This is a genomic window from uncultured Cetobacterium sp., from assembly GCF_947038635.1.
Lineage (GTDB): Bacteria > Fusobacteriota > Fusobacteriia > Fusobacteriales > Fusobacteriaceae > Cetobacterium_A.
In genome coordinates this window covers 1-23,641 of sequence record NZ_CAMQXC010000021.1, presented here as the reverse complement: position 1 = coordinate 23,641, position 23,641 = coordinate 1, and the positions used below count along the sequence as shown (strand labels likewise).

The following is a 23,641-nucleotide window of genomic DNA, read 5'->3' as shown; positions in this document are numbered from 1 at the left end:
ATTTTGTTGATATAATCATCTCCTCTGTCTTCATTGTTTTACTATTGATTCCAACGAAATCAACAGACCAATTTAAAGCCCCACCTATTCCAGATATTATGATAACCACTACAGCTAATATAGCAAAAAGTGTTCCTGGATCTGGTAAAGCATTTCCTCCCTTTTCAATTACGTTTAAGAATTTATCAATTAAACTCCTGTTATTAATTTCCTTTTTTGTTGAATTATTTTGCATTTTTCCTCCGTGTTGATAATTTATTTTCATAATATTATAAATGATTAATCAGTTTTTTACCACTTTTTTATTTTAAAACTAAGTTTTTCTTCATAAAAAATCGAAAAACCAGACTAAAAAATTAGTCTGGTTTTTGTATATCTTATATTTTTATGCTTTTTAAATACTCTTTCAAATCCTCACTTGTTTCACTATTACGTAAACCAAATTCAATATTAGCTTTTAATAATCCAATTTTATTTCCAATGTCATATCTTGTTCCATCAAAATTATAAGCTAAAACTTTTTTATTATCATTTATCATAGCTAAAATTCCATCTGTAAGTTGAATCTCTCCACCTGCACCTGGAGCTGTATTTTCTAAGTATTGAAATACATCAGGTGTTAATAGATATCTTCCTAAACAAGCTTTTAGTGATGGAGCTTCCTCTAGTTTTGGTTTTTCCACAAAATCACACATTACTACAGTTTTAGAATCTAAATCCTTCGTTGGTTTTATAACTCCATATTTAGATACATCTTTAGGTTCAACCTCTTGAACTCCAATTATAGAAGATCCATACTCTTCATACTTCTCAATTAATTGTTTTGTTACCTCTTTCTCTGGATTGTACATAATATCGTCTCCAAGAGCTATGATAAAAGGATCATCTCCTATAAAACTCTTTGCTTTTAGTATTGCATGTCCAAGTCCTAATGGATGATTTTGTCTAACATAATATATATTTGCCATTCCATGAATAGTTTCAACTTTTTCTAAAAGTTCATCCTTTCCATGTCTAGCTAAAGTATTCTCTAACTCATAAGAGTGATCAAAGTGATCCTCAATAGAATTTTTATTTCTTCCTGTTACAATTAGTATATCTTCTATTCCTGATTCTACTAATTCTTCAACTATATATTGTAGAGATGGTTTATCAACGATAACTAACATCTCTTTAGGTTGTGCTTTTGTTGCAGGTAAAACTCTAGTTCCCAATCCTGCTGCAGGTATAACTGCTTTAGTAACTTTTTTCATCCTTTTCTCTCCTTTTTTTACATTTACTTATTATTATATATTTTTTTATAATAATCCTCATAATTCCCGAAGCTTACTTCCTCTATCCATCCTTGATTATCTAAATACCATCTAATAGTTGCTTCTATCCCCTCTGTAAATGGTGTTTCTGGATACCATCCAAGTTCAGTTACTACCTTAGTTGGATCAATAGCGTATCTAGCATCATGTCCTAATCTATCTTGTACATAAGTTATTAAATCATAATTGATATTAGCTAAATCCGTACTTAAAACTGCCTGATATTTAGGTTCCTGCCTCATAATTCTAGCTATTGTATCTATAGTCAGTTTTACTATATTGATATTTTGCTCCTCATTAAATCCACCAATATTATATATTTCGTGTGGTTTAGCATTAGATATAACCATATCTATACCTTTACAATGATCCATTACATATAGCCAGTCTCTTACATTATCTCCCTTTCCATATACAGGAAGCTTCTTTCCAGCTAAGATATTTTTAATAATCAGTGGAATTAACTTCTCTGGGAAATGATATGGACCATAGTTATTGCTACATCTTGTTATATTAAATGGAAACTTATATGTTTCGCCATAAGCCATTACTATCATATCAGATGCTGTTTTAGATGCTGAGTATGGACTTCTTGGGTCTAACGGAGTAGATTCTGTAAACATCTTCTCTCCATAAGTTTGAAGATTTTTTCTTCCAGTTGCAATTTTAGCAACAGCTTCATCTAAAATAAGTTCTTTTGGAATATCCCAGTCCTTACTCAAACTTCCATATACTTCATCTGTTGAAACATGATGGAATTTTTTTCCCTCTTTATAGATTGGATATCCATTACTGTCTTTTCCAACAGTCCAGAAAGTTTTAGCAACTTCCATTAAATTTTGTGTTCCAAGTATATTTGTCTCTAAGAATATCCCTGGATTTTCAATACTTCTATCTACATGACTTTCTGCTGCAAAGTTTACAACATAATCAATATCATATTGCATAAATATATTTTCAACTAGTTCTCTATTACAAATATCTCCTTTAACAAAAGAAACTCTAGAGTCTTTTAATTCTTCTCTTATTGTTCCAAGATTTCCTGCATAAGTTAATTTATCTAGTACAACTAACTTTATATCCTCATGCTTTTCTAACATATATTTAACAAAGTTTGCACCAATAAATCCTGCTCCACCTGTTACTAAATAAGTTTTTCCAACTTTTAAATACTCATCAACTCTACTACGCCAGTTAGGTATTTTTATTCGCAAAATATTCTCTATTTTCCTGCTACTTAATTTTGAATATTTAGGTCTAATATCATAAGATGTAAAATCTAAACACCTTCCCTCTAAAATATTCCCTGCATATCCTACCCTCTCTAAAATATATTTTCCTTGTTCATAACGAGATGTTTCTCCAGAACCACTTAGATGATATATTCCATAATCTCTATCTCTTAAATTTAATATTTTCCAAGTTATTTCAACTATATCTTTTGTACTTGTAGGAGATGATATTTGATCTGTAGCTATTTTTATACTCTCTCTAGTATTAGCCCAAGTTTTTACTTGTTCTATAAAATTTTTTCCCTCTTCACCAAAAACCCAAGATACTCTAAAAATAAAAGTTCTTCGATTTTCTTCTAAAGCTAATCTCTCTCCTAAAGCTTTACTACGCCCATAGACAGATATTGGATTTATCTCATCCTCTTCGATATATTCACTCCCTTTAGTTCCATCAAAAACAAAATCTGTAGAATATGTTACAAACTCAATCTTTCTTTCTCTACATATTTTGGCTAAATTTTCAACTGCATAGGCATTAATCATATATGCACTATCCTTTTCCTCTTCAGCTTTATCAACTAAATTATATGCAGCACAGTTAATTACTAAATCTGCATCATTTTTTAAAATATAATCTCTTACTTTATCAAAATCAGTTATATCTAACTCTAGCTTATTTGGTGCTAAGAAATCTATACTATTTTTCTTAAAAAATCTTTGAAACTCTGTAGCTAACTGTCCTGCTCCACCAGTTATCAGTATCAATTTATCTCACCACCTTTTTCTAAAAACTCTTTTAGCGTGCTTTGATTTTTATCTTTTTCAGATATTATTAGATTCCTCTCTTTTAAACCATACTTTTCTAGTTCCCAATCTATATTCAAATCTTTATCATTCCACAATACTCCTGAATCAAAAGCTGGTGCATAAAAATCTGTACATAAATACTCTATCTCTGTATCATCTTGTAGTGTTAAAAAACCATGGGCAAAACCTTTTGGTACAAACAGCATTTTTCTACTACTTTCACTTAAAATTATTTTAAAATACTCTCCAAAGGTTTCACTCCCTTTTCTTAAATCTACAACAACATCTAAAATCTCTCCTTTTAATACTCTTATTAATTTTCCTTGAGCTTGCTGTTTTTGAAAATGTAATCCTCTTAACACTCCAAAACTACTTTTAGAGTGATTACCCTGGACAAACTCCTCATCTATTCCATATTTTAAAAGTTGTTGTTTATTAAAGAATTCATAAAAAAATCCTCTTTCATCACTATATATTTTTGGTTCTATTACCACTAGTCCTGCCATCATAAAATCACCTCATAAAAAAATAACCATGAATTACTCATGGTTTTTTAATAAACTAAGCAAATACTCTCCATAAGATGTTTTCTCTAGAGATTTGCTCAGTTTTAAAAGTTGTTTATCATCTATCCAACCTTTATTATATGCTATTTCTTCTAGACATGCAATCATAATTCCTTGTCTAGTTTGAATAGTTTTTACAAAGTTACTTGCTTCTAAAAGTCCATCAAAAGTTCCTGTATCAAGCCAAGCCATACCTCTTCCAAGACTTATAACATTTAGGTTATTTTCTTTTAAATACATCTCATTTATAGAGGTTATCTCTAATTCCCCTCTTTCTGATGGAGTAACTGCCTTAGCTTTTTCTATAACACTATTGTCATAGAAATATATTCCGGGAATAACGTAGTTAGATTTTGGATTTTTAGGTTTTTCTTCTAAAGAAACTACCTTTCCATCACTATCAAACTCTACTACGCCAAAATCTTTTGGATTTTTTACATAGTAACCATAAATTGTCGCTCCACTTTTATTACTTACAGCTTTTTCTAACATTCCTGTAAATCCATGACCATAAAAAAGATTATCTCCTAAAATTAGTGCCACAGAATCACTGCCTATAAACTCTTCACCTATTATAAAAGCTTCAGCTAATCCTTTTGGTGACTCTTGAATTTCATAACTAATAGATAACCCCAATTCATTTCCACTTCCTAGTAACTCTTGGAATATTAAAATATCTCTAGCTGTAGAAATTATCAGTATCTCTCTTATCCCAGCAAGCATAAGAATAGAAAGAGGATAATATATCATAGGTTTATCAAAAATTGGTATCATCTGTTTACTTATCGCTTTAGTCACAGGATACAGTCTCGTTCCTGAACCACCTGCTAATATTATCCCTTTCATTCCTCACTTCCTTATATTTCTATAGTTCTTAAATACTCTTTCAAATCTTCACTTGTTTCACTGTTACGTAATCCAAATTCAATATTAGCTTTTAATAATCCGATTTTATTTCCAATATCATACCTTGTCCCATCAAAATTATATGCAAGCACTTTTTTATTATCGTTTATCATAGCTAAGATTCCATCTGTAAGTTGAATCTCTCCACCAGCACCTGGAGCTATATTTTCTAAATATTGAAACACATCAGGTGTTAATAGATATCTTCCTAAACAAGCTTTTAGTGATGGTGCTTCTTCTAACTTTGGTTTCTCCACGAAGTCAGACATTAAAATCCTCCACTGGTTTTATTTAGATACATCTTTAGGTTCAACCTCTTGAACTCCAATTATAGAAGATCCATACTCTTCATATTTCTCAATTAATTGTTTTGTTTCTTCTTTATCCGGATTATACATAATATCATCTCCAAGAGCTATCACAAAAGGATCTTCTCCTATCAAACTCTTTGTTTTTAGTATTCCATATCCAAGTCCCAATGGATGATTTTGTCTAGCATAGTATATATTTATTCGTCATTCCATACTTTCCCATCCATCTCTTAGTTGTATAGTTCTCCATTTTATATTTATTATTTATTATTAAAATCATAATTTCTTATTAGATAATATATAGCACCACCTATTTAGATTTTACTCCTACTTCTGGTATAACTACTTTAACAACTATTTTTATTCTAATTTTCCTCTTTTATTTTTAAAATTAATTTTATAAAAATTATAGTCAAGTTTATCTATTTTCTTTATATTATTTTACTTATTATATTTATCTAGAAATTTTAACTCTTCTTTTTTATAAATTTTATAAATTTTTCTTCACATTCTTTTAGTATATTTTTATAAGAATAAAAAAGAGCAATATATAATCCTATAATAAATATATTATTTTCTTTAAATGATACATATATACTATATATTAAAATTAAAAATAATAAAATGTATACCTTTTTTACATTAAATTTAATATCTAATAATCTTATTCCTATTTCTGTTCTTAATATATAAAATATTATATACGCTATTGCTGTAGAGATTGCTGCTCCAATAGCACCACATACTTTTACTAAAATTAGATTTCCTATTAAATTTACTACAGTAACCACTACTGATATAACTATATGTAGCTTTGTTTTTTTTCTAATATTTATTCCAACAACTGTTATCTCTGAAATTGTTAATATAATTGGAACTAATACTAAACAAGGAATTATATATATAACCTCTGAATAGTTTTTTCCTAAGATTAGTTCAAATATCATTCTAAAATTTATCATTATAATTCCTATAAATAACATAATAAAAGAAACATATTCATTAACTTTTATAAAAAAATCTTGATCTTGATCTTCATATTTTTTATATACTAGAGGAGCCCAAAAAGTTGTAAAACTTGTTTGAATCAATGAGATTATAACAATTATTTTATCTGCTCCTGCATACAATCCTAACTGATAACTTGTTGAAAAAATTTTCAAAACTATTTTATCCAAAGATTGAAATATCCAAGTAATAGACATAGTAGCTATAAAAGGATAACTATATAATAAAATATATTTTTCTATTTTTATTTTTTTAGGAAATTTCCATACTCTTTTTTCAAAATATATTGTAATAAAAGTAGTTATTGTCGTTGATATTAAACTTGATATTATTAAAGTTTTATAATTATTATTATATTTTTGATAAAAAAGTACTATACAAATAAAATTACACAATGATTGAATAATTTGTAAAGTTGAGTATATTTTTCCTTTTTGTTTCATTCTTATTATCAAATATGAAAATCTATTTAATAACAGTATTATAATATATGTCATGAATAAATAAATTGAAGTGTTATCATTTTTTTTAAAAATAAATATAGATATATCATATCTAAATATATATATTGTTGTTAAAATAATGATACTTAATAGTAATGGAAATATTAAACAACTATAAAGCAGCTCATTTTCCTCTTCTTTCTTTACAGAATAAAATCGTATAAAACCTTGGTCTAATCCTAATAGAAGTATTATTAAAATAATATTAGCAAATGTATTATATAAAGACACTACTCCATATTCTGAAGGCGATATTAACCTTGTCACTATAGGTGTTGTTACTATTCCTATAATCATTGATATATAATTTCCTATAGAAAACGATAACAAATTTTTCAATATACCAGAATTCATTTATATTTTTTCCTTTTTTAAATACTTTGCTAAATTTTTAGCATCCAACATTGAATCTTCCATAGAACAGTATTTCCAATCTCCATATCTACCAATTGTGTAAACACTATTTTTTTGCATAAATCCTTTCACTTCTTTTTTTATTTCTTCTATCTCCTTATTTATATGGACATATGCCGGATCCATAATAATACTACAATATTCTTCTACTTCAAAAGTTTTATCTATAACTCCTGTTTTTTCTAGGTTTTTTATTGTTAATTCTAACTGTTTTTTTATTTCTTCTTCATCTATCTCATCTTCTTTTCCATATCCAATTTCAACATAAATACTTAATTTTTTTTCTTCTAATATATTATTATAAAAACCTACCCTATAATAATTTACATTTTTATCAGGATAATAAATCCAATGATATAAATTTGTATCTAAATTTTTATTAAATCCAATATTGAAAACTAAAACTTTATTCCACGAAAAATATTTTTCAAATTCTGAAAAAGAATTAATTATTTTTAAAAAATTAATAAGTGGTATAGTGTTTATTAAAACCTCATACTCTATTTCTTCTTTTTCTGTATAAATAATTTTTTTATTTATATCTATTGACTTTATATTTTGATTAAGTAAAATTTTTTCAGAATCTATTTCAGAACTTATTTTATTTATAAATTGAATAGCTCCTCCTTTTGGATATAGGAAACTATCATTATAAGAGCTATTCTTTTTTATTTTCATATTTTTAATAATTTCATTTATATTTGCATGTGGAAAAAATCTACCCATTGCATCCTTGTCTAGCATCTTTAAATCACATGCATATAACTTTTCATTATATGGTTTTAAAAACTTTTCTGTTATACTTTTCCCAAATTTTTCATATAACATTTCTATAAAAGTTTCATTTTCTTCCTGCTCTTCTTTTATAAACAAATCATATAAACACTCAATGAACTCCTTTTTTTCTAACTGATGTATATTTTTTTGAAATGGATAATCTACATAATTATTTTTATAAAATATCTTTGTATTTTTTTCTTTAAATATTATATTTTTTAATTCACTCTTTTCTAAAAAATATTTTTTAAAATATTCTTCTTTAAAATGAAAAAAATGTCCTGCATAATCCCAGATATAATCACCCTTTTTTATTGTTTTACAATAGCCTCCTATTTGATTTTCTTTTTCTAAAATTATATAATCATCTTTTAAGAATTTTCCTAATGTTAATCCTGTTATTCCCGCTCCTAATATTACATATTTTTTCTTTATCATTTATTCTCCTATCAATTCTTTAAACATATTATGTAAATTTTCAATATAATTATCCGACTTATAATTTTGTTCTATATAATTTACCGCTTCTATATTGTATTTTGGTAATGTTCCAATAATTTTTTCAAATTGTCTTTTTAATTCACTATAATTTGTTGCTTTTTTCGTATATGGATGATCATACTTATATATAACTTCTTTACCTCTTGCTAAAGCTTCTAAAAGCATTAACGATAACCCATCATGTTCCGGAATTCTTATTAAAATTGAAATTTTATTATAAATATTTTCCATTTCTTTTAAGGATACTTTTCCTATATTTTTTATATTTCTTAATTCTTTCAAATAATTTTTATTCGTATTTGCCACAATATAAAAATTAATTTTAGGAAATTCAATAGCTAATTTTTGTATAAATTTTCCACCATAAAATTCTTCTTTCCCAGTTGGTAAATAAACTAATACACCGTGTTCTTGTAATTTTGTTGAATTATTTATTATTGAGATATCATCTAATATTATATTTTCAACATTAGATTTTATTCCAAGTTCTAATAGTTCACTTTTTAATAACTCACTTCCTGTAAGATTAATATCTATATACTTTTGTAATTTTATAGTTTCTTTTGGATTTTTTAAAGCTTCTAAAACATCACTTCCAATCCAATGGCATACTACTTTTTTATTCAAAAGTTTTGCTATTTTTAAATAAACGCTATTTTTTTTACATGGAATTCCCCAAAATGTAGTATATAAAATATTTGCTTTTGATATTTTATATATATCTTTTAATAAATTTATATATTTATTATTTTTTTCACTTTTATCATTTAATGTTTTTATATTGTATTTTTTTTTAAAAATTTTCTCTACTCTATATACTTGATCTGTTCCTGAAAAAAAAATTTTTATATTATCCATTTAAATCAACCCTAAACAATCATAAACTTTACTATTTTTTAATTTTGCAATTTTATTTTTAAATTCTGTATGACCTTGAGCTAAAACTAAATAATCAGCTTCTTCTATTATTTCTTCCAATGAATATAATTTAAATTTACAAACTTCTTTTTTATTTACATTTGGTTCACATGCTATTACCTTATATCCTTTATCTCTTAAAATTTCAGCTATCTCCATTGCTGGAGATTCTCTTAAATCATCTATATCAGGTTTATAAGCTAATCCTAAAATTCCAATAGTTAATTCTTTATTTCTTTCCAATATCTCATCTACCTTATTTACTATAAATCTTGGTTTAAAATCATTAATTAATCTAGCCTCTTTTATTACCTTCGCTTCATTTGGAAATTTTTCAACAATAAACCATGGATCTACCGCTAAACAATGTCCACCAACTCCAGCTCCTGGTGTTAAAATATTTACTCTAGGATGCTTATTTGCTAATTTAATAAGTTCAAAAACATTAATTTCTAATTTATCACAAATAATTGAAAGTTCATTTGCAAAAGCTATATTAACATCTCTAAAAGTATTTTCTATTAATTTACACATTTCTGCAGTTATATCATCTGTTAGATAGCAAGTTCCTTCTTTTACCATAGCACTATATATTGTTCTAGTTAATTCTGCTGCTTCAATTTTCTCTGAGCCTATTATTCTATCATTATGCTCTAATTCATATAATATTTTTCCAGGCAATACTCTTTCTGGACAATGAACTGACATAAACTTATCTCTTGAAATATTTGAGGTCTTTTCCAAAATATCTGTCATTAATCTAGTTGTCATTGGTGGTACTGTTGATTCAAGTATTACTAAATTATTTTCTTCCAATATTTCACCTACCATCTCAGAAGCTTTTTCAACATATGTCAAATCTGCTATTTTTTCTTCATGATTTTTTTTAAATGGTGTTGGAACTGCTATAATATATACATCTGATTTTTCTAATTGTAAAGTTGGTATAAATTTTCCGCTTTTTAACGTTTCTTCGAATGCTTCTTGTAAATCAGGTTCAACTATATGAATCTTTCCACTTTTTAATGTTTCAATTACATCTGTATTTACATCAAATCCATAAACTGTGTAACCCGCTCTTGCAAAAGCTATTCCAGTAGGAAGACCTATATAACCCATTCCTAATATAGTAATTTTTAAATTTTTATTAATTGCTCTTTGTAATACCATTTTTATTCCTCCAGATTCATTTTTATATTATTTTCTGAATACTCTTTCTAGATATTCTCTTATTTTTTTAGAAGTTAATCCATCACCATAAGGATTTATAGAATGAGCCATTCGACCATATAAATCGCCCTCTAATAATTTCATATATTTATATACTTCATTTTCTTTTGTCCCAACTAAAATTGCAGTTCCTGCACTTATAGCTTCTGGTCTTTCTGTAGTATCTCTTAAAATTAAAGTTGGTTTGCCTAAACTTGGTGCTTCCTCTTGAATACCACCTGAATCTGTCATTATGTAATGAGCTCCATCCATAATTGCAATAAACTCTAAATATTCTAATGGCTCTATCAATATTTTTCTATCAAAATCATTTAGGATATCATTTACAGTTTTTCTAACTAAAGGGTTCAAGTGCATTGGAAAAACCAAATATATATCGTCTTTTTCTTTTAAATATTTTTTTATTCCTTGTAATACTTGCTCCATTGGTTTACCCCAATTTTCTCTTCTATGCATTGTTATTAAAATATATTTTTTATTATTTATTCCATATTTTTCTTTTATTACACTTAAATCTGTTTTTTTATTTTCTTTAACCCAATACAACGCATCTATAACTGTATTTCCTACTTCTAGAATTTTACTTTCATCATAACCTTCTCTTAATAAATTTTCTCTATTTATCTTTGTTGGTGCAAAATGAATATCTGCTATATTTCCTATAAGCCGCCTATTTCCTTCTTCTGGAAATGGAGATAAGATATTTCCAGTTCTAAGTCCTGCTTCTATGTGTCCTACTGGAACTTGATTATAAAAACTTACTAATGCTCCTACAAAAGCTGATGTAGTATCTCCTTGAACCAATATATAATCAAATTTTTCTATTTTTATGATTTCGTCTACTTTTAATATTAAATTACTTGTTAACTCACTTAATCTTTGACCTTCTTTCATTATCTGTAAATCATAGTCAGGAATTATTCCAAATAATTCAAACACTTGGTATAGCATTTCTTTATGTTGTCCTGTAGCTAAAATTTTTACATCTATATTATTTTTTCTTAATTCATGATATACTGGAGCCATTTTTATAGCTTCTGGTCGCGTTCCGAATATTAATCCTACTTTCATTTCTCTCTCCTAATATTTTAAAAATTATAATTCCAAAGATATAAGGTAATCCACTCCTTATAAATACTTCTGTATCAAAATTTATTACAATAAATGCATATAAAATAGATATTCTATATTCTAATAGCTTATATATTATATGTTTTCGCCGCTTAAAATACCTAGATATTAATTTTGTTGTTATTCCCATTATGAACATTACTATAAACATTCCTATTTTCCCAAATTGATATATTCCAAAACTTAAAATATCTACAGGAACTCCTGCATTAAAACTTTCAAATAATTTTGTATTCAATTGCCATAAAGATTCCATTGTTATACCTGGAATAATATTGAAAATAACAAAAATATCCTGCCCATATCTTAAAATATTTCCTTCTCTAAATAATCTTATTAAATTAAAACAAGGAAAAGAAAGTTGAATTATAAATTTGGATATATTTTCTTCTAATGAATTTTTTTTTATATTCATTGGTATATTCATAAAATATTTTCTTATTTCATCTCCATAAAGTGTCAAAATAATAATAACAATAACTAGTAATAAAATATAATATATTTGTTTTGTTTTTTTAGAGTTAATATATTTAAAGTATACAATTGGAAAAATAAAATATAAAACATGACTTCTTCCAGATTGTAAAATTAAAAAATAAATACTTGCTATGAAACTCAATAACATATATTTTTTCTTATTTAAGGAATAATATACATAAAATGCTACAATTACAAAAGGATTAAATATTCTCATAAATTCAAAGGGTATATATGTATTTGAATTTATCCATCTTAAATTTATTATTTTAGGAATAGCAGTTATAAAATTTCCAAAATTATATACTAATATAGTTATTGAAATAATCCCAATTATTAAAGAAAATAATCCATATATTTTAATAACTTTTATATTTATCTTTTTATTTCTTATCACATTCTTCTTAGAGCCAATGATTATAAAACCTAAAAAATATGCTATGTATGAAAAAAATATATATGGACTTATATCATATAAAATTTTTATATGTTTTATCTCTTTTGAAATCTGAATTGGAAAATATCCTTTAATTGGATAGTTTAACCAAAATAATGGTACGATTACATAATAAATTAAGTATACTAGACTAAACATTCTAAAATAAAGATCTTTTATCAAAAATAAACTAACTATTATAAAAATTAATCCTATAAAATATATTTCATTCATCTTTTTTTCCTATTTCTATAAGAATATATAATATTCTATATAATGCCCGTAATCTAAATTCTATTCCTATACTTTTAGTCTTATAAATTTTTGTATAGTATAATAAATTTCCAACAGGATTCTTTTTTATTATGCTTTTCATATTTTTAGTATATCCATCATCATTATACGAACACACATATATTCCTTTATTTATATATCTTATTTTTTTTTCTTTTGTTAAATCCATCCAAATATATAATTCTGAAAAAAATTTTTCTCCTTTTATAACTGGAAATCTATGTTTTATTAATTCCGATTTAAAAAATACTTCTGCCTTATCTCTATGAAGTTTATATCTCCTCATAGAAGTAATTACTGTTGAATCAAACTCTTCATATGGAAAATTTTTTTCTAAAAATTTATTTGTTTTTTCTTCAATTTTTTGAAAACATAATCCGGCATACTTCTCCTTATTTTTTAAAGAATTATAATGAAAAATTATTTGCTCTATTGCATCCTCTTTTAAAAAATCATCACTATCTACAAAAAATATCAATTCTGTTAACTCAACACAATTATCTAAACAAAAATTTATAGCTGTATGTTTTCCACCATTTACTTTTTTATAATAATAAATTTCTACCTTATTTTCTTTTTTTAATTCTTTAATAATTTTTTCAGTATTATCTGTAGAGCCGTCATCTATTATAATCCACTTATATAAATCTAACTTTTGCTTTTTTAAACTTTCATACAATACTGCTAACTTTTCTCCTCTATTGTATGTCGCTGTCACGATAGATACTTTCATTTATTTTCCTCTCTTATTCTTTTTAAAATTTTATTTGCTTGATAACTTCCATTATACTCTAATAAAACTTTAGATTTTCCTATTTCTGAAATTATTTGTTCTATCACGATTTCCTTTTTTTCATTTTTTAAACAAATACATCTTTTAGTATTTTTTATAAATTTATAAACTTCATTATTATTTATATCATTAAATAATGCTAATATAGTTTTATCTGTTCCAAAATAATCATATAACTTTCCTGGAATTTGTTTACTTTTAGAATCATTACTTAAAAAAATTAGTATATCTGATTTCTCTATTTCATTACAAACTTCTTCGTAATTAACCGAATTTTTATATTTAACAAAATCATAACTCAAAAAAATATTTTTTATTTCTTTTGTAACTTCTCCTAAAAATGTAAACTCTATTTTTTTTATATTTTTTAAATTATATTCTTTTATAGCATCTAATAAATCATTTATTTTACGACCATAATAGATGCTTCCTGGGTATAAAAATTTGTAATTTCTATTTTCCATTTCCTTATCAGTTTTAGTATTTATTTGTTTTAAAAAAGTTCGAGGATAAAACTCGATTTTTTTATCCAAGTTTTTAAATCTTTTTTTCATGACTTCAGATGTGGGTTTTGATACATATACTACTAAATCACATGATTTTAATAACTTTTTTTCAGAAAAATATGCACATAATTTTTTTATTCCATAGGTCCCTTTATCGTCAAACCAAGGATCTCCCCAAACTTGTATCCATTTTTTTTGATACTTATTTTTTATTTTTCTTCCTATATAATGTGCTGTTTTTGTATCTGATGAAGTTATTACTAAATCATACTCTTCAAACCTCAAATTTTTTCTATAAGAATTTATCCACTCCATATCTATATCTGGATAAAAATATAAATTTTTCAATATTTCTCTAAATAATTTGCTGTATTTATTATCTAGATAGCTTTTATTTTTTTTATTCTCTTCTTTTTTATAAAAATATTTTTTAATAATTTTTAATTGATCATAAAAAATTTTTATATTTTTATTTTTTTCTACTATTTTTCTTAAACTTTCATCTTCCATTTTATCTGGCCATTTTTGAGTTAAAACATCAATTTGACAATTATTGTCAGCTAATCCTAGTACTAAGCTACAATTTCTTATACTCGCTGATCCTTTTTTATAAAAGGAAGAAGTTATAAATAATATTTTTTTCATTAAATCACCTTAGTTCCACGTATATTTTTTCATAATTAATACTCATTTTTTCAGCCAAATAATTTTCGTTAAAATTTCTCCTTGTTTCCTCAAGAAAAAAATTATAATTTTCTAATATAATTTTTATTTTTTCTATATAATCATCTACATTATTTTCACATATATATCCATTATATCCATTTTTTATAATTTCATTCATTACTGGAATATTTGAAGTTATTACTGGCAACCCAATTTTTAAAGCCTCCACTACAGATAAACCAAATCCTTCACTCTTTGATGAAAATAAAAATATATCTGATTGCTTTAATAAATTATATACTTCTTCTCTTTTTATATTTCCACATAAATTAATAACATTTTCTAATTTTAATTCAGTTATTTTGTTTAAAATTTTATTATAAAAAGGGCCATTACCAATAATTTTGAATTTTATATTTTTTATATTTTCTTCATAATATAATTTATAAATAACATTTACCAAAAATTCTACATTTTTTCTTTCATTCAATACTGAAACTGTTATAAAATTTATGACTTCTAATTTTTCATTTTCTATATTTCTATACTTTATATTATCTATCCCATTATATATTGTTATTATTTTAGAGGAATCTATTCCCAATTTTAAATGAACTTCTTCTACATATTTCGAAATAGCTATATTCATATTAAATTTTTTTTGAAAATATAACATTATACACGTCATAAAATATCCTATTTTTTTTCCATATTCATAAGTATAATCTTCCAATGGATTATTATGCAATGTCGTTACTATTTTATACTTTCTTAAAAAAATTCCAGCTAAGATTGTTGGCCAAAAACAGTGACAATGAATTACTGTTGGGTTAATTTTTTTTATAAGTTGTTTTATTCTTTTATCAAAAATTGGAATCTTTTTTCCTTCAAATTCATAAACTTCAAAATTTTTAAAATTTTCCAAATCTTCTTTTTTATTTTTTCTTAGTGATAAATAAATGTACTTTATTTTTTTATTTATACTAAAAATCCCTATATCTCGCGCTACTATTTCTGGACCTTTATTTTCTAAACTTGGAAGTATAATTAAAATTTTTATCATTTTTTACCTCTTAATATTTTTATATAAAATATTTTTCTTAACTTATTAGGAAATATTCTCACTATATTTTTTATTATTATATTTCTATAAAACTCTATTTTGTTAACTATTCCTAATTTTAATAATTCTTTTTGAAGTTGGATTTCAGCTTTTACGTACTGAAGTCCACCTCGTCTTTTATATGTATCATCATCTACTCTAAAATAAATTAGTGATTCATCTATATTAGCAAACTGACATCCATTTGCTAACATTCGTCCCCATAAATATGAATCTTCATTGTAAAGTATTTCGATATAATTTCCAGCTTCAATAACTTTACTTTTCTTAAAAACTACTGATGGGTGATTTACTGGATCTCTTAATTTCATATAACTTCTAAAATTTTCTAATGGCGCTGTTTTTATAGCTACTACATTACTTATATCATCTATAAATTCATTCATATAACTTCCAAGAATATCTATTGCAGGATTTTCTTCTAAATACTTTATCTGTTTTTTAAATCTACTTGGATCGGATATGTCATCTGTATCCATTCGTGCAATTATCTCATTGGAACAATTTTCTATACCTATTCTTAAAGCATTTCCTAATCTAACATTTTTTTCTATTGAAACTATTTTTAAAATATTATTCAACTGATTTTTTAATTTTTTTATTATTTCATATAATTCATCTGTTAGTGGCCCATCTTGAACTAAAACTATTTCATCTGGCTTCAATTCTTGATTATCATATATACTTTTAAAACACTCGACTAAATGATTTGGTTTTTCATTTTTATATACAGATAAAAGTACTGAAAATTTTGTTTTCTCCATTAACTTAGTACCTCTTTCAATATGTTACTTATATATTTTACATCTTCTTCACTTACAAAATTATGTAATGGTAAAGAGATTTGATTTTCATGCATTTTATACGATTCAGGATAACTTTTAATATCTAATCCTAATTTTCTATATGCTGTCAATAGTGGTAAGGGTTGAAAATGAACATTTGTTGAAACTCCATCTTCTGCTAATTTTTGAATAATTTCATTTCTTTTTTTTGAATCTGCTCCTTTTAATCTTATCATATAAAGATGTAACGAGCTTTTTCTATCCATTGTCTCAAATTTAGGTAATTCTAACTCCTTTATATCTCCTAAATTTTCCTCATACCACTTTATAATTTGTTCTTTTTTAGCTAAAATTTCACTATCATATCTTTTTAATTGAGCTAATCCTATTGCTGCATTTATATCTGTCATATTACATTTATATCCTGGCATGACAATATCATACTCCCAAGCTCCTGGCTTTAATTTAGCTAGCGCATCTTTATTTTGTCCATGTAAAGCTAATAACATTATTTCTTTATATATTTCTTCATTATGAAAATTAGAATTTTCTTTCCAAGTTATAGCTCCTCCCTCTGCTGTTGTCAAATTCTTTACAGCATGGAATGAAAAACTTGTAAAGTCTGCTATATTTCCTATCATTTTACCTTTATATTTTGCACCTAAAGAGTGAGCTGCATCTGATAAAAGTAATATTCTTCCTAACTTCTCTTGATAAGTACCTTTTTTAGGAATAAATTTTTCCTTATTTCTTTCTACAACTTCAAATATTTCATCAAAATCCACAGGCATTCCACCTATATCTACAGGAATTATAGCTTTTGTTTTTTCAGTTATAGCTTTTTCTATTTTTTCAGGATTTATATTAAACTCTCCTGGTTTTACATCTACTAAAACTGGAGTCGCCCCACAATGAAGAATAACTGATGCTGATGCTGTATAGGTATAAGCTGATGTTATAACTTCATCTCCTGGTCCTATATCAAAAAGTCTTAAAACTAGCTCCATTGCAGCAGTCGCAGAATTTAAACATACCGTTTTAGGAGTTCCACAATATTCTGATAATTTTGTTTCAAATAGCTTTGTTTTAGGGCCTGTTGTTATCCAACCTGATTTTAATGTATCTACTACTTCATCTATCTCTGCTTGTGATATATCTGGTGGTGAAAATAAAATTTTTCTTTTTTCCATTAAAACTCCTCCTCAAATCTGTTATCATTTTTTATTAATCCCGCTACTTTAAATATTGTTAAAAATATTATTTTTATATCTGTTATTAATCCTGCCTCTTTTATATATTTTTTATTTAATTCAATTTTATAAGGCATTATTTTTTCTATATAAAATTTTTCTGGATCTTTTTGTTTTCCTAGTATCTCACTTTCGTTAGAAAAATATATTGATGCATAATCTGTTATTCCCGCTCTTACATTTAATATTTCTTTTTGATTTTTATTATACATTGCTACATATTTCGGAACTTCTGGTCTTGGTCCAACAAAACTCATATCACCCATAACTATATTAAAAAGTTGTGGCAATTCATCCAATTTTGTCTTCCTTAAAAAATTTCCAACTGAAGTTATTCTATTGTCTGCTCCTATAGTTATTTGTCCTTGTTTCTCTGTATCTGGCCTCATTGTCCTAAATTTAAATATTTTAAATTCTTTCCCGTCTTTAGTTACTCTAGTTTGTTTAAAAATTATGTCACCAGGTGAATCTAATTTTATTAAAACTGAAACTATTATAAAAAAAGGCAATAAAAACAATATTCCGCAGATAGATAAGACTAAATCAAATAATCTTTTCATTTACTGCCTCCTTATACGTCACTACAAATTTCTTCATTAACTCTTTTAACTCATCTTTTCTTGGATTCTTTACAGCTTCACTTAATACTTCTAAATACTGTTCTAAATCTACATCTGTTTCATCTATATGAGTTATAAATATCTTGTTGTTCTCTGTTTTTTGTGCTGCTCCTACATCATAAAGTAGTTCTTCATAAAGTTTTTCTCCAGGACGCAATCCAACTATCTCTATATCTACATTAGCATTAGACAACTTTATCATAGTTTTGGCAAGATCTATTATCTTTACAGGTTCTCCCATATCTAATATAAACAACTCTCCACCTTTTCCAAGAGCTCCAGCTTCTATTACAAGTTGAGCTGCTTCAGGAATAGTCATAAAGTATCTTGTTATATCAGGATGCGTTAGTGTCAGATTTTTTCCTTCACTAATAAGTTTTTTAAATATTGGAATAACTGATCCATTACTTCCAAGTACGTTTCCAAAACGCACTGCCATAAACTTTGTTTTACCTTTTTTATTCATAGCTTCTACAACTATCTCACAAGCTCTTTTTGTAGCTCCCATAACATTAGTTGGATTTACGGCTTTATCTGTAGAGATAAGTACAAATCTGTCTACACTATATTTAATAGCCATCTCTGCTACTTTTTTAGTTCCAAAGATATTATTTTTTATAGCCTCCTCTGGATTATGCTCCATTAGTGGTACATGTTTATGTGCAGCTGCATGGAATACAATATTTGGTTTATACCTATCAAAAAGTAGTTCCACTTTATCTTGCTCCCTAATATTACAAATTTCACTTTGTAAATCTAGATTTTTAAATGTTCTTTTCAGTTCTAATTCTAAAAAATATAAATCATTTTCATTAACATCTATTGTTACTAACTTTTTAGGATTGTATTTAGCTATTTGACGAGCAAGTTCGCTTCCTATACTTCCAGCTCCACCAGTTACAAATACAACTTTATTCTCTATTATCTCTTTTATATTATCACCATTTATAATAATTTGCTCTCTTCCAAGAAGATCTTCTATACTAACATCACGTACTTGATTAGCTATATTATCATCTTGCAGTATTTCATCAAGTCCTGGGAGTATCTTTACCTTTACTCCATTACAACATTTAGTTAGATCAATTATCTCTTTTATACGCTCTCTTTTTATAGTTGGTATAGCTATAATTACAGTTTCTATACTTAACTCTTTTATAACTCTTTCTAAATCATAAAAATCTCCATAAACCTTTACTCCATTTATATACGTTCCGTGTTTACGTCTATCATCATCTATAATAGCAGTAATATGATATGGATAATTTGGATTAGTCAAAGCATCACGCAATAGTGCTACTCCAGCTTCTCCAGCACCATAAACTAGTGTATTTGGTTTTGGTTTACTTTTTCCAAGTACTACTCTATACGATCTATTTAACCTAAAGAAAAATCTCCAAAGTAGTTGTAGCATAACTACTAATACAAATCCTACTAACACAACTGTTCTTGAATACGATTCTCTTGTTACTGCATAGTATGCCAATGTTACCATCAACGCTATTAAGTTTGTAAAAGTCAGATTTAAAACATCTAAAGAGTTTGTATAACTCCAACTTTTCATAGAATTTTTACGAAATAGGTAGAAACACAAAAATGCTATTCCATATATAATGAAATAGCTACTGTATAAATTTTCTTCCCATTTTCCTTCAAATCTCACCAAAAGGCCTAGAAAGATACCGGCAAATACTGATCCTAGGTCTATTATTAACTTAACTATATTTCTTCTATTAGAAAATAATTCTGTTATTGCATTCTCTCTAAACACCTTTATCCCCCCATTACTTTTTAAATCTTCTCTTATACCCATCTATAAAATCTTTTAAAAATGCTACCATTATTCCTAAGAAAACTCCCATTACTATTCCAACAGCTAAAATCAATTTAGCTTTACTTTGACCTTTTACAAAGTATATATCTGTTGTTTCTTTAATTACATCTAAGTTATTGTTTAAAGAATCTAATCTTACTAGTTCATTTACATATGTATTATAATATTTTTCCTGTTCACTTCTTTTTAAATTCAGTTCAGGATATTTATAAGTTATATAATTTACCTTCTCTTCTGGTTTTAAAGCTCTTAAATCACTATCTTTTTTAAAAATATCTAAAATTTCATTTTGAATTTTTTCAAGCTCTATTCTTGTTTTTTGTAAAGAGATTACTTTAATATTTTTTTCCTCTGTTATTACATCACTTAAGTTATCTTGCTCCCTTAGAATATCTAAATATCTATTTATAATCTCTTTGCTACCATTTTCATCAGCAACTATCTCTGCTTTTATAGATATCTCATTTGGATTTTTATCATTTTTAGAAATAGTTAAAATATCTTGTAAAAATTTTCTTTCTGATGTAATATTTCTAAGATTTTCTGGAGTTTTTTCTAAATACTCTTTTTTTATAGGTTGTATATCCAATATTTTCTTAATATTTTTATCTTGAAGAAGTACAGAATCTATATCTATTCTATTTACTCCCTTTAATCCATACGTATCTTGCTGTATAAGAATGTTCTTTATTAAATAGTTTGGTGTTTTACTACGCATATAAAGTGCTGCTCCTAGTGATAACAGTGTACAAAGTACTGTAGTTATAACTATACTCCATTTATGCCTCACTAGTATCTCAATTAATTCATAAAGATCAATCTCATCATCATATTGTTTTGGTTCCATTACTTTTAGCTCCTTACTCATTGGTGTCCCCCCTATTTTTTTTATCCATGTTATTATATCATTTTTTTAATGTGAAAAAAAGTAGAAGTTTTTTTAATTTTTTTTATATTTTCTTCAAAAGTGTATATATTTAAAATACTTTTCTTTATAATAAAACAAGGTCTAGAGAATATCTAGACCTTTAATTTTAATTTTAATTTATATTTATTTGTGAGTGAGAAGTAACCTGGGGGATAGCCATTCTCTCAACTTTATTGCCTATGCTTCTTAAAACGAGGGTATTATTTCCTGTTACTAACACTCCTACTAGTGTTAGAATAGTGTATATTATTTTTACGATTTTCACCATAGGCCTACGCCTCTGGTGCAGTTTCCACAAAGTAAGTAAAGGCCATTAACTCAGCTTTTTCAATCTCTATTCTATCCAATGAATTTTGCCCTGTTTTTATTTCTTTTTCAATGGCGTCTCTCCACTCTGAAAATGATCCATATGGATTATTTGCTGGTAATGGTTCTCCATCAGCTTGCATTTGTTCAATGTGAGAAAGTGTTGCTTTATCATCTGCTAGTTCCTTTAAATATGCAACCTCTCTTTCAATACTCTTTTGCGTTTTAATTATAACTCCTTCTAAAGCTACTTTTGCTCCTGCGATTGTCATACTCATTTTTTTACCTCCTATGATTTTTTTATTTTTCACACTTATCTCGAGATGTTTTAATGATAACACAAAAAAATAATAAAAAAATGCATTTTGACTACTTCATCCATTCTTTATTTTTATTTTTTAATTTTGACTACTTTATATACAAAATGTTTTAAAATTATTGAAATTTATCTAAATCAAAGCTATTATCTGTAGTGTGGTTACTTTATAAATAAAATTTAGGGGGGGGTTCATAAAATGAAAACATCTTATGAAAAAATTGATGAATTTGGAGATCATTTTGGTGTATCACAATTAATGGATATCTTAAATCAATCTGAGTCTAGTATCCGTAGATTAATTCAAAAAAAGACTATACCTTTTTACTTTACTAGTAATACATACTATTTTAAAAAAAATCATATCAAATTTTTTTTAGGACAGGAGGCATTATAAGTATGAATGAAAAATATATATTCAAACCTATTCTATTTTGTGACTTTCTAAGACAACACAAGCATCTTTTTGCTAAAAATTTAACGCAAGATCAATTTAAATCTACTTTCGATAAACTTCTTCTTGAAAACTTCGGTGAACTACAAACTAAACATGTTGTTATAAAAACTCTTTTAATTAAAGAGTCAACTTTCAAAGAAAAAATTGAAAGTGATGAAAAACTTTTACGATATATTGGAGAAACAAAAATGTATTTTATTCCTGAAATTTCTAAGATTATTTATAAAACATACTATCTGAAATACTTAGGAGGAGCCTATGGATTTTATAATAAAAAATAAAAATAAAATTAACTACACCATTGTTTTTAATAAGTTTATACAAGATAAGGATCTTAATTTAGAATTGCTCGGACTTGGTACTTATCTTCTTAATAAGCCACCTAATTGGGTTATTAATATCAATCAATTATCGTATGATCTTAATATCGGAAAAGACAAACTCCTAAGACTTATAAACCGTATGATTGACCTTGGGTACATGTATCGTCATAAAAAAGATATCGCCTTTGTTCGTAGAGGTGAGCTTAAAAACATGTACTATTTCTCTGATGACAAGGAACTTCTAAATAAGACTACCGAACCTTTTAGAAGTGTTGCAACTACCCCGCAACTACACTTGTCCACTTTTACCACTCAGCAATATCCTAATATGGATAAGCCACCACTGGAGATTCCAGTGGTGGAAACTCCTAAGGTAGAAAATACGTCATATAATAATACTAGTACTTATAAAGAAGTTATTGAAAAAGAAGATACTAAAAAAGAAACTATACTAACTAATAATATCTCTATAAGAGCCTATTTAAAAGAGATTTTAGATGATGCTACAATTGCAAACCTACTTAGAGTTAAACCTGACATTACAATTGAAGAGTTTAAAAATCTTTATGAAATGGCAACTCTTGAATTTAAAGCTGGACTTTGTAATAGTATAAATGCTTGTTTAGTTAAAGCTGCAACAGGAAAGTGGAGCTTTCGTTATAACATTGTTGGTAATGATGAACTAAAAGCTCATAGAGTTTTAAAGGGAAAACTAAACTATTATGTAGATTATTATAAAATAGCAAGTCCTTCTAAAAATGAGATTCTCAGTAAGTTTTTAAATGAGTGTGAAAAAAAATATGACGAGAATTTGGTTAGTTTTTATTACGAGAAATTAAAAAAACAGCTAGAGTCTGGGGTCTAATTAAATATTTGTGTAAACCTTCAAGTTGGGGTAATATTAAATTAT

At 26.1% G+C, this 23,641-nt stretch carries 23 protein-coding genes and 2 pseudogenes; 3 read left to right on the top strand and 22 right to left on the bottom strand.

Features of this window, described 5'->3' with window-relative positions; genetic code table 11:
• The 22 genes and pseudogenes from Q0V08_RS03905 to Q0V08_RS03800 form a co-directional block, all read right to left on the bottom strand.
• A partial coding sequence (locus Q0V08_RS03905; RefSeq protein WP_297432244.1) for an AbgT family transporter occupies positions 1-235 on the bottom strand: 235 nt, incomplete at its 3' end.
• A 142-nt stretch (positions 236-377) separates the two neighbouring features.
• Positions 378-1,253, bottom strand: coding sequence for a UTP--glucose-1-phosphate uridylyltransferase GalU (galU, locus tag Q0V08_RS03900; protein WP_297432243.1), 876 nt, complete (start codon positions 1,251-1,253; stop codon positions 378-380).
• A 23-nt stretch (positions 1,254-1,276) separates the two neighbouring features.
• Positions 1,277-2,515 carry a dTDP-glucose 4,6-dehydratase gene (locus tag Q0V08_RS03895; protein ID WP_297432246.1) on the bottom strand — a complete coding sequence of 413 codons (1,239 nt, stop codon included), beginning with the start codon at positions 2,513-2,515 and terminating at the stop codon, positions 1,277-1,279.
• Between the two features lie 21 nt (positions 2,516-2,536).
• Positions 2,537-3,310 (bottom strand): annotated as a pseudogene (rfbD, locus tag Q0V08_RS03890) (dTDP-4-dehydrorhamnose reductase); the annotation flags it as partial.
• Positions 3,307-3,858 carry a dTDP-4-dehydrorhamnose 3,5-epimerase gene (gene rfbC / locus Q0V08_RS03885; protein WP_297432241.1) on the bottom strand — a complete coding sequence of 184 codons (552 nt, stop codon included), beginning with the start codon at positions 3,856-3,858 and terminating at the stop codon, positions 3,307-3,309. The pseudogene rfbD and the gene rfbC, both read right to left, overlap by 4 nt.
• A 33-nt stretch (positions 3,859-3,891) precedes the next feature.
• Entirely contained in the window at positions 3,892-4,764 is an 873-nt protein-coding gene (gene rfbA / locus Q0V08_RS03880; RefSeq protein ID WP_297432239.1) for a glucose-1-phosphate thymidylyltransferase RfbA, read from the bottom strand.
• A gap of 11 nt (positions 4,765-4,775) precedes the next feature.
• A pseudogene (locus Q0V08_RS03875) lies at positions 4,776-5,333 on the bottom strand (sugar phosphate nucleotidyltransferase); the annotation flags it as partial.
• 269 nt (positions 5,334-5,602) lie between these two features.
• A complete protein-coding gene (locus tag Q0V08_RS03870) occupies positions 5,603-7,000 on the bottom strand; it encodes an oligosaccharide flippase family protein (protein ID WP_297432237.1) in 1,398 nt (465 codons plus the stop codon).
• Positions 7,001-8,275: an NAD(P)-binding protein gene (locus tag Q0V08_RS03865; protein WP_297432235.1), complete on the bottom strand. Its 1,275-nt coding sequence runs from the start codon at positions 8,273-8,275 to the stop codon at positions 7,001-7,003.
• Positions 8,276-9,196, bottom strand: a complete 921-nt coding sequence (locus Q0V08_RS03860; RefSeq protein ID WP_297432233.1) for a hypothetical protein — start codon at positions 9,194-9,196, stop codon at positions 8,276-8,278. It lies immediately after the preceding gene.
• The gene (locus tag Q0V08_RS03855; protein WP_297432231.1) at positions 9,197-10,426 is read right to left on the bottom strand and encodes a nucleotide sugar dehydrogenase; all 1,230 of its coding nucleotides are present in this window, start codon (positions 10,424-10,426) and stop codon (positions 9,197-9,199) included. It lies immediately after the preceding gene.
• A gap of 27 nt (positions 10,427-10,453) precedes the next feature.
• A complete protein-coding gene (wecB, locus tag Q0V08_RS03850) occupies positions 10,454-11,557 on the bottom strand; it encodes a UDP-N-acetylglucosamine 2-epimerase (non-hydrolyzing) (protein WP_297432229.1) in 1,104 nt (367 codons plus the stop codon).
• Entirely contained in the window at positions 11,493-12,764 is a 1,272-nt protein-coding gene (locus tag Q0V08_RS03845; protein WP_297432228.1) for an O-antigen polymerase, read from the bottom strand. Before Q0V08_RS03845 ends, wecB begins: the two co-directional genes overlap by 65 nt.
• Complete coding sequence (locus Q0V08_RS03840; protein ID WP_297432225.1) at positions 12,757-13,557, bottom strand: glycosyltransferase family A protein; 801 nt, start codon at positions 13,555-13,557, stop codon at positions 12,757-12,759. Before Q0V08_RS03840 ends, Q0V08_RS03845 begins: the two co-directional genes overlap by 8 nt.
• Positions 13,554-14,768 carry a hypothetical protein gene (locus Q0V08_RS03835; protein ID WP_297432223.1) on the bottom strand — a complete coding sequence of 405 codons (1,215 nt, stop codon included), beginning with the start codon at positions 14,766-14,768 and terminating at the stop codon, positions 13,554-13,556. The genes Q0V08_RS03840 and Q0V08_RS03835 overlap by 4 nt, the downstream gene beginning before the upstream one ends.
• A 4-nt stretch (positions 14,769-14,772) precedes the next feature.
• Positions 14,773-15,852 carry a glycosyltransferase gene (locus Q0V08_RS03830; protein WP_297432221.1) on the bottom strand — a complete coding sequence of 360 codons (1,080 nt, stop codon included), beginning with the start codon at positions 15,850-15,852 and terminating at the stop codon, positions 14,773-14,775.
• Positions 15,849-16,676, bottom strand: coding sequence for a glycosyltransferase (locus tag Q0V08_RS03825; protein WP_297432220.1), 828 nt, complete (start codon positions 16,674-16,676; stop codon positions 15,849-15,851). Before Q0V08_RS03825 ends, Q0V08_RS03830 begins: the two co-directional genes overlap by 4 nt.
• Positions 16,676-17,887 carry a DegT/DnrJ/EryC1/StrS family aminotransferase gene (locus Q0V08_RS03820; RefSeq protein ID WP_297432218.1) on the bottom strand — a complete coding sequence of 404 codons (1,212 nt, stop codon included), beginning with the start codon at positions 17,885-17,887 and terminating at the stop codon, positions 16,676-16,678. The genes Q0V08_RS03825 and Q0V08_RS03820 overlap by 1 nt, the downstream gene beginning before the upstream one ends.
• Positions 17,887-18,507, bottom strand: coding sequence for a sugar transferase (locus Q0V08_RS03815; RefSeq protein ID WP_297432216.1), 621 nt, complete (start codon positions 18,505-18,507; stop codon positions 17,887-17,889). Before Q0V08_RS03815 ends, Q0V08_RS03820 begins: the two co-directional genes overlap by 1 nt.
• A complete protein-coding gene (locus Q0V08_RS03810) occupies positions 18,491-20,338 on the bottom strand; it encodes a nucleoside-diphosphate sugar epimerase/dehydratase (RefSeq protein ID WP_297432214.1) in 1,848 nt (615 codons plus the stop codon). Before Q0V08_RS03810 ends, Q0V08_RS03815 begins: the two co-directional genes overlap by 17 nt.
• Positions 20,339-20,351: 13 nt before the next feature.
• The gene (locus Q0V08_RS03805) at positions 20,352-21,269 is read right to left on the bottom strand and encodes a Wzz/FepE/Etk N-terminal domain-containing protein (protein ID WP_297432212.1); all 918 of its coding nucleotides are present in this window, start codon (positions 21,267-21,269) and stop codon (positions 20,352-20,354) included.
• 332 nt (positions 21,270-21,601) lie between these two features.
• Positions 21,602-21,913: a hypothetical protein gene (locus tag Q0V08_RS03800; protein ID WP_297432210.1), complete on the bottom strand. Its 312-nt coding sequence runs from the start codon at positions 21,911-21,913 to the stop codon at positions 21,602-21,604.
• A gap of 237 nt (positions 21,914-22,150) precedes the next feature.
• Between Q0V08_RS03800 and Q0V08_RS03795 the strand changes: the two genes are divergently transcribed.
• Genes Q0V08_RS03795 through Q0V08_RS03785 form a run of 3 tightly spaced genes read left to right on the top strand, consistent with a single transcriptional unit; the run spans position 22,151 to position 23,596 of the window.
• Positions 22,151-22,348, top strand: a complete 198-nt coding sequence (locus tag Q0V08_RS03795; RefSeq protein ID WP_297432208.1) for a helix-turn-helix domain-containing protein — start codon at positions 22,151-22,153, stop codon at positions 22,346-22,348.
• A gap of 2 nt (positions 22,349-22,350) precedes the next feature.
• Complete coding sequence (locus tag Q0V08_RS03790) at positions 22,351-22,689, top strand: hypothetical protein (protein ID WP_297432206.1); 339 nt, start codon at positions 22,351-22,353, stop codon at positions 22,687-22,689.
• Positions 22,667-23,596, top strand: a complete 930-nt coding sequence (locus tag Q0V08_RS03785; protein WP_297432204.1) for a hypothetical protein — start codon at positions 22,667-22,669, stop codon at positions 23,594-23,596. The genes Q0V08_RS03790 and Q0V08_RS03785 overlap by 23 nt, the downstream gene beginning before the upstream one ends.
• Positions 23,597-23,641 lie beyond the last annotated feature (45 nt).